8 protein-coding genes are annotated in these 7,322 nt (G+C 73.3%); 3 read left to right on the top strand and 5 right to left on the bottom strand.

Going from position 1 to position 7,322, the window contains the following annotated elements:
* Positions 1–77: 77 nt before the first annotated feature.
* On the bottom strand, positions 78–1,403 hold the full coding sequence (locus ACFT55_RS17900; protein WP_380245196.1) for an MFS transporter: 1,326 nt from the start codon (positions 1,401–1,403) through the stop codon (positions 78–80).
* A 96-nt stretch (positions 1,404–1,499) separates the two neighbouring features.
* Between ACFT55_RS17900 and ACFT55_RS17905 the strand changes: the two genes are divergently transcribed.
* The gene (locus ACFT55_RS17905) at positions 1,500–2,078 is read left to right on the top strand and encodes an ArsR/SmtB family transcription factor (RefSeq protein WP_380245197.1); all 579 of its coding nucleotides are present in this window, start codon (positions 1,500–1,502) and stop codon (positions 2,076–2,078) included.
* 9 nt (positions 2,079–2,087) lie between these two features.
* Here the strand turns inward: ACFT55_RS17905 and purN are convergent, their stop codons facing one another.
* The 4 genes from purN to sucC all read right to left on the bottom strand — a co-directional run bounded on the left by purN (position 2,088) and on the right by sucC (position 6,271).
* Positions 2,088–2,744: a phosphoribosylglycinamide formyltransferase gene (purN, locus tag ACFT55_RS17910; RefSeq protein ID WP_380245203.1), complete on the bottom strand. Its 657-nt coding sequence runs from the start codon at positions 2,742–2,744 to the stop codon at positions 2,088–2,090.
* A gap of 52 nt (positions 2,745–2,796) precedes the next feature.
* Positions 2,797–4,053: a DUF6350 family protein gene (locus ACFT55_RS17915; RefSeq protein ID WP_380245198.1), complete on the bottom strand. Its 1,257-nt coding sequence runs from the start codon at positions 4,051–4,053 to the stop codon at positions 2,797–2,799.
* Between the two features lie 114 nt (positions 4,054–4,167).
* The gene (gene sucD / locus ACFT55_RS17920) at positions 4,168–5,064 is read right to left on the bottom strand and encodes a succinate--CoA ligase subunit alpha (protein WP_380245199.1); all 897 of its coding nucleotides are present in this window, start codon (positions 5,062–5,064) and stop codon (positions 4,168–4,170) included.
* 37 nt (positions 5,065–5,101) lie between these two features.
* Positions 5,102–6,271, bottom strand: coding sequence for an ADP-forming succinate--CoA ligase subunit beta (sucC, locus tag ACFT55_RS17925; protein WP_380245200.1), 1,170 nt, complete (start codon positions 6,269–6,271; stop codon positions 5,102–5,104).
* 328 nt (positions 6,272–6,599) lie between these two features.
* Here sucC and ACFT55_RS17930 point away from each other — a divergent pair, with 328 nt between their 5' ends.
* Both ACFT55_RS17930 and ACFT55_RS17935 read left to right on the top strand, forming a co-directional pair.
* Positions 6,600–6,809, top strand: coding sequence for an RNA polymerase subunit sigma-70 (locus tag ACFT55_RS17930; RefSeq protein ID WP_380245201.1), 210 nt, complete (start codon positions 6,600–6,602; stop codon positions 6,807–6,809).
* The coding region (locus ACFT55_RS17935) for a Clp protease N-terminal domain-containing protein (protein WP_380245202.1) at positions 6,809–7,322 on the top strand (514 nt) is incomplete at its 3' end. The genes ACFT55_RS17930 and ACFT55_RS17935, both read left to right, overlap by 1 nt.

The following is a 7,322-nucleotide window of genomic DNA, read 5'->3' on the forward strand; positions in this document are numbered from 1 at the left end:
TGAGTGCGCGGGGGCCCGAAAAGTGGCCAGCGCCACGTCACGCTCGGGCGTGACGTGGCTCTGACAACGTCGCCGGATCACTCGGCGGGCATCGGGATGGCGTCGTCGGCCCAGGCGTCCGGGGTGCCGACCCGCCACAGCGAGGGCACGAGGGCGATCCCCACGACGGTGACCGCGAGCAGCGCCACGAGCGTCCACAGCACGGCGCCGATGCCGCCCGCCCCGAGGAGGCTGCCGCCGACCAGCGGTGCGATCGGCAGGGCCGCCACCCCGCTGAGGCCCAGCACGGACGAGAGCCGCCCCTGCATCTGGTCCGGCGTGATCGCCGCGGTGTACCCCGCCATCGCGGCGTTCACCGCCGGGACGAGCAGCACACCCACCCCGATGAGGACGACGTACGCAGCGTAGGTCTGGACGAGAGCCATCCCGGCGAACGCGACGACCAGCAGCCCGAGCGAGACGACGGTGACGGCGCCGAGCCGCAGCCGCGCGACGAGCGGGGGCGCGAACAGCGAGCCGAGCAGCATCGACCCCGCGGCGACCATGTTGAAGACGCCGATGAGCACGGGCGGCGTGCCCGTCCGGGCGAGCTCGAGGCTGATGCCGATCATCATGCCGCTCAGCGCGACGTTGACCATGACGAACAGCCCGATGCTGGCGCGGAACAGCGGCACCGACCACACGTAGCGCAGCCCCTGCCTGAGGGCGACGAGGGGGTGCGTGGCGCGCGCCTCGGCGTCCCCGCCGCCGAGCGGCTCCCGGACGAAGAAGGCGCAGACGGCGGTGGCCGCGGTCCCCACGACCGCCCCGAGCATCGGCACCACGTGCGCGACGCCGTAGAGCACGCCGCCGAGCGGTCCCCCGAGCATCCCGGCGACGGCGTCGCGTCCTTGCGCGGCGGCGTACGCGGTGGGCAGCTGCGGCTGCGGGACGACGGCGCGGAACGCACCGCTGATGGCCGGGTCGAGGAAGGCGGTCGCCACGGCGGCGCCGAACAGGACCGCCGCGAGGTGCCACGCCGTCAGCCCGCCGAGGACCCCCGCGACCACGACCGTGGCCCACAGCAGGGCCGCGACGCCCGCCGCGACGACGACGAGCCGGCGGCGGTCCGTGCGGTCGGCGACGACGCCCGCGGGCAGCGCCGCCAGGAGCGCGCCGGTCTGCCCGACGGCGGCCACGACGCCGGCCGCGGTCGGCGAGCCGGTGAGCTGCAGCGCCAGCAGCGGCACCGCGAACCTCGTGACGCTGCCGCCCAGCGACTGAGCGGTGAGCCCGGACATGAGCAGCAGGTACGGGCGGTTGCGGCGCAGGGGCCCGACGGCCTCGGTCGTCGCGGTCCCCTCGGTCGGGGTGGCGGTCTCGCTCGGTGCGGACGGCGCTGCGGCCGCCGTGCTCTGGGTCATGACAGGAACGCTAGTCCCGCAACATCAGTTGCGCAATAGTCATTGCGCATCGAATCTTGCGCACCTGCCGTTGCGGGACGTTGCTAGGCTCAGAGCGTGCTGGAGACCTCGATGGACATCACCGAGCCGGAGGCGCTCCGCGCCCTGGCGAACCCCGTGCGGCAGCGGATCCTCATGCAGCTGGCCGTCATGGACCACGCGCGGGCCGCCGATCTCGCCGAGGCGATCGGGCACCCGGCCAACTCCGTGAGCTTTCACCTCCGGGTGCTCGCCAAGGCCGGGATGATCGTCGAGGCACCCGAGCACGCGCGCGACAAGCGCGACCGCGTGTGGACCAACGCGGCCGGCAGCTTCAACGTCAAGACCGACACCCCGGCCTCGCGGGAGGCCGTGCTGCGCCCCGCCATGCGCTGGGCCTCCGACGTCTTCATCAACGGGCACCGGGACGACGAGTCCGTGCGTCGACAGTTCATGACCTCGTCGATCCTGCTGACCAAGGAAGAGGCCGACGCCCTCGCCACGGAGGTGCACGAGCTGCTGAACCGCTGGGGGGACCGGACGCTCGCGGCAGCGCGTGCCGAGCCGGAGGTCGTGCGCGAGACCTACCAGGTGCTCAACGTCCTCGGGCCGCGCGACGACGTCCACCGGGGCACCGAGGCTCCCGCGCAGGACTGAGCGCGCGCGTCAGCCCAGGACGGCGCTCCGCCCCTCGACGCGCAGGCCCTCTCGGGCGATGCGGCCCACGGTCTCGACGAGCAGGGCGCGCTCGGCGACCTTGATCCGCTCGTGCAGGGCCGACTCGTCGTCGGTGTCGAGCACGGGCACGGTGGCCTGCGCGAGGATCGGGCCGGTGTCGACACCGGTGTCCACCACGTGCACGGTGCAGCCGGTGACCTTGACCCCGTAGGCGAGGGCGTCGCGCACGCCGTGCGCGCCGGGGAACGACGGCAGCAGGGCGGGGTGCGTGTTGACGATCCGCCCGGCGAACCGCTCCACGAACGAGGGTGCCAGGATCCGCATGAAACCGGCGAGGACGACGTAGTCCGGCCGGAACACGGCGACAGCCTCGGCGATGCCGACGTTCCACGCGGCCCGGTCGTCGAAGTCTGCTGGGGCGACGACGACGGACGCCACGCCGGCGTCGCGCGCGAGGTCCAGGGCACCGGCGCCGGGCTTGTCCGAGACCACGCCGACGACACGGGCGCCGTAGGCGGGGTCGTCGTGCGCGGCGAGCAGAGCGGCGAGGTTGGACCCTCCGCCCGACGCCAGGACGACGAGCCGAGCCTGGGCCGTCTCCCGGGTGGACGTGGACGCGACGGGGTGGCCGGACGGGGTCTGCACGGACGTCACCCTACTCGTCACCAGCTCATGGTCCCGGTCCCGCTCGGCGCCGCTACGAACGCCGCAGCCGCGCCCCGACGTCGAGATACGCGCAGACCAGCACGATCGCCGCGCCCGCACCGACCTCGACGGCCACCACGGCACCGAGGAGGGCGGGGTCGGCCCCGACCGCGGCCAGACGGCCGGCACCGGCCGCTCCCCCGGCCCACCACTGCAGCAGCCCCGTCACGACGCCCGCGAGCAGGACGACGCCCGCGAGCACCTGCGCGACGTCGGCCCACCGCACACGCTCCGGGTCGAGCCGCCGCCACGCGAACCAGCCCGCGAGCAGCCCGCACGCGACGACGACCAGCGGGCCCGCGACCGCGGCCGTCGTGCCCGACCAGTCCGGCCCCGGCAGCGCGCCCAGCAGGGGCACGGCGGGCAGCGGCCCGGTGGTCGTGCCGCCGGGGGCGAACGACGTGTCCTGCCCGACGGCGAACCCCGGCCCGGCCAGCCAGGCCGTCGCCCAGAGCACGACGTTGGGCAGCAGGGCGAGCTGCGCGACCGCGAACACCACGCCGCCGATCCAGCCGGGGTCGAGCCCGGTCACGACGTCCTCCGACGTCGCCCGGCCGGCCACGACCCACACGCCGGTCAGGGCGGCCCCGAGCCCGAGCAGCGCGAACAGCGCCACCGTCCCTGCCTGCAGGCCGAGCCGCACGACGTCGGGCACGGCGCGGTCCAGGAGTCCGCCGGGGACGACGACGAGCGGCCGGTCCGGCGGGACGAGGATGCCCAGCGCCGCGCCGGCCCCGCCCACGACGAGCCCTCCGAGGGCGGCCAGGGCGAGCCGTGGGCCCGGGGCGGCCAGCCCGTCGCCGCCCGCCACTCCTGCCGTCGCCAGCGCCAGCGCGCAGGTCACGGCGGCGTAGGTCGTGGCCGCGCCGACCCAGGCAGGGAGGGTGGGCAGCGCGGAGCGCTTGACGGACACGTAAGCGGTGAAGACGGCGAGCGCCCCGATGCCGAGCGGGATCACGGTGACGACGCCGGCCCCCGCAGCCATCGGTACGCCGTGACCGAGCAGCCAGAGCCCGGTCGCGACGCCGACGGCGCCGGTCCATGCGGAGTCGGCGGAGCCGCCCAGCGCGCCGACCACGGCCAGCAGCACCACGACCGCACCGGACAGGACGATCCCCTGCACGGCGGCCCAGGCGCCGGAGGTCGCCGCGGCGAACCGCTCTCCCCCGCGGCCGGGGCCGCGGCCCGGGGCGGCGCCGTCGACCGTGCGGACGATGCGGGTGGGTCGGGTCCCGGGTGGTGCGCTCACGGCCCCATCGTCACCCGCGCGCCTGCCAGAACCTCGCAGACACACAGACGGCGCCCGCCCCCAGGGGGCGGACGCCGTCGTGCGCGTCGTGCAGGGCGTCAGGACGCCTGCAGGTCAGAGCGCCTTGAGGATCTCGCGCATGAGCTCGGCGGTCTCGGACGGCGTCTTGCCGACCTTCACGCCCACGGCCTCGAGGGCCTCCTTCTTGGCCTGCGCGGTGCCGGCCGAGCCGGACACGATCGCACCGGCGTGGCCCATCGTCTTGCCCTCGGGGGCGGTGAAGCCCGCGACGTAGCCGACGACCGGCTTGGTGACGTGCTCGGCGATGTACGCCGCCGCGCGCTCCTCGGCGTCGCCGCCGATCTCGCCGATCATGACGATCGCCTTGGTCTCCGGGTCGTTCTCGAAGGCCTCGAGCGCGTCGATGTGCGTGGTGCCGATGACCGGGTCGCCGCCGATGCCGATGGCGGTCGAGAACCCGAGGTCCTTCAGCTCGTACATCATCTGGTAGGTCAGGGTGCCCGACTTCGACACGAGGCCGATGGGGCCCTTGCCCGTGATGGTGTGCGGCGTGATGCCGGCCAGCGACTCGCCCGGCGTGATGATGCCGGGGCAGTTCGGGCCGATCATGCGGGTCTTCTTGCCCTGCAGGTAGGCGAAGACCTCCGCCGAGTCCTGCACCGGGACGCCCTCGGTGATGACGACGATCAGCGGCATCTCGGCGTCGACGGCCTCGATCGCCGCGTCCTTGGTGAACGCCGGGGGCACGAACAGGACCGACACGTTCGCGCCGGTCTCCGCCATGGCCTCCTTGACGCTGCCGAAGACGGGGAGCGTGACGTCGTTGCCCTCGTGGTCCTTGTGGGTCACGGTGGTGCCGGCCTTGCGGGCGTTGACGCCGCCCACGATCTGCGCGCCGGAGTCGAGCATCAGGGCGGTGTGCTTGGCACCCATCCCGCCGGTGATGCCCTGGACGATGATCTTGCTGTCCTTGTTCAGGTAGATCGACATGGTTCTGAAGTCTCTGCTTTCGACGTCTGCGGGGCGCTCAGAGGTGGGCGAGCTCGGCGGCCTTGGCGGCGCCGCCGTCCATGGTCTCGGCCAGGGTGACCAGCGGGTGGTTCGCCTCGGCCAGGATGGCGCGGCCGAGGTCCACGTTGTTGCCGTCGAGACGCACGACCAGCGGCTTGCTGGCCTCGTCGCCGAGGATCTCCAGCGCACCGACGATGCCCTTGGCGACCTCGTCGCAGGCGGTGATGCCGCCGAAGACGTTGACGAACACGCTCTTGACCTGCGGGTCGTTGAGGATGACGTCCAGGCCGTTCGCCATGACCGTGGCGTTGGCGCCGCCACCGATGTCGAGGAAGTTGGCGGGCTTGACGCCGCCGTGCTCCTCGCCGGCGTACGCGACGACGTCGAGGGTGCTCATCACGAGGCCCGCGCCGTTGCCGATGATGCCGACCTCGCCGTCGAGCTTGACGTAGTTGAGGCCGTTCTCCTTGGCCTTGGCCTCGAGCGGGTCAGCCGCGGCCTTGTCCTCGAGCTCCGCGTGCTCGGGGTGGCGCACCTCGGAGGCGTTCTCGTCGAGCGAGACCTTGCCGTCGAGGGCGACGATCGCGCCGTCCTCGGTGCGGACCAGCGGGTTCACCTCGACGAGGGTGGCGTCCTCGGCGGTGAAGACCGTCCAGAGCTTCTGGATGACGTCGGCGACCGGGGCCTTGAGGTCGTCGGCGAAGTTCGCGGCGTCGACGATCTCGCGGGCCTTGGCCTCGTCGATGCCGACGATCGGGTCGACGGCGACGCGGGCGAGCGCCTCGGGGCGCTCGACGGCGAGCTGCTCGATCTCCATGCCGCCCTCGACGGAGCACATGGCGAGGTAGTTGCGGTTCGCACGGTCCAGGAGCACGGAGAAGTAGAACTCCTCGGCGATCTTGGCGCCCTGCGCGATCATCACGCGGTGGACGGTGTGGCCCTTGATGTCCATCCCGAGGATCTCGGAGGCCTTCTCCTCGGCCTCCGCCGGGGAGTGGGCCAGCTTGACGCCGCCGGCCTTGCCGCGGCCGCCGGTCTTCACCTGGGCCTTGACGACGACGGTCCCGCCGCCGAGCTTCTCTGCACCTGCGCGAGCCTCTTCGGGCGTCGTCGCGACGACGCCGCCGAGCACGGGCACGCCGTGCTTCTCGAAGATGTCGCGAGCCTGGTATTCGAACAGGTCCACCCTGCTGCGTCCTTCCATCGGTGGTGCCCCTGGGTCGGCAGAGGCCGGCACGAACGGATGTCTCGACATCAAGACATCCCCGAACAGGGTAGTCCGACCCGAACGACAGCGGGAACAGCGGCCCCTGATCTCCGGCTGCGGGTGACCGATCCCACACCCCCGGCGCGAGCTGTCAGAGCCACGCGCGGGTATGACCCCGCCTCACTCTGACAGGTCCACGCGCGCCAGACCTGTCAGAACCAGGACCCGGTAGGGCGGCACATGGCTCTGACAACTCGCGCGTCAACCGGGGTTGACAGTCGTCATACCGTCAACCATAGTTGACGGCATGACCGAACAGACGCTCGTCGGCGCGGCCGCCGGCGACGACCCCGGAGAAGGCCTGCGGGCCGTCCGCGCGCTGCGCGACCTGGCCGACCGTCTCGAGACGCTCCAGGTGGAGCGGGCCCGGACGCTCGGCTGGTCGTGGCAGGACGTCGCGGACGCGCTCGGCGTGAGCAAGCAGGCGGTCCACAAGAAGCACGGCAGGAGGATCTGATGTTCGAGAGGTTCACGAAGGACGCGCGCGCGGTCGTCGTCGGCGCCCAGGAGGTGGCGGTCGAGCTGCGCACGGACACGATCGACACCCGGCACCTGGTGGTCTCGCTCACCCGGCGCGACGCGACCGCGGCCGCGGCCCTGCGCGCCGTCGGCCTCGACCCGGCCGACGTCGAGGCCCGCTGCCGCCGCGCCGTCGAGGCGGAGGACTCGCTCGACGGCGCGGCGCTGGCCGCCGTCGGCGTCGACCTCGCCGAGGTCCGCCGGCGCACCGACGAGGTCTTCGGGCGCGGCGCGCTGGACCGCGCCGGGAAGCCACGGCGGCAGCGCTCGCACCACCCGTTCGCCCCGGACGCGAAGAAGGCGCTGGAGCTCGCGCTGCGCGAGGCCGTGCGCCTCGGCGACAAGGGGATCGACGAGGGCCACCTGCTGCTCGGCGTCCTGCGCGCCGACTGCCCCGGCGGCCGCGTCCTGGAGTCCGCCCTGCACGACGCGGGCAGCGACGTCCCCGCCC

The sequence above is a fragment of the Isoptericola sp. NPDC057191 genome (genome assembly GCF_042670225.1).
Lineage (GTDB): Bacteria > Actinomycetota > Actinomycetes > Actinomycetales > Cellulomonadaceae > Isoptericola.

Coding starts and splice junctions, on each gene's coding strand:
- ACFT55_RS17900 (WP_380245196.1), bottom strand. CDS start 1,403: ATGACCCAGAGCACGGCGGCCGCAGCGCCGTCCGCACCGAGCGAGACC.
- sucD (WP_380245199.1), bottom strand. CDS start 5,064: ATGTCGATCTACCTGAACAAGGACAGCAAGATCATCGTCCAGGGCATC.
- ACFT55_RS17930 (WP_380245201.1), top strand. CDS start 6,600: ATGACCGAACAGACGCTCGTCGGCGCGGCCGCCGGCGACGACCCCGGA.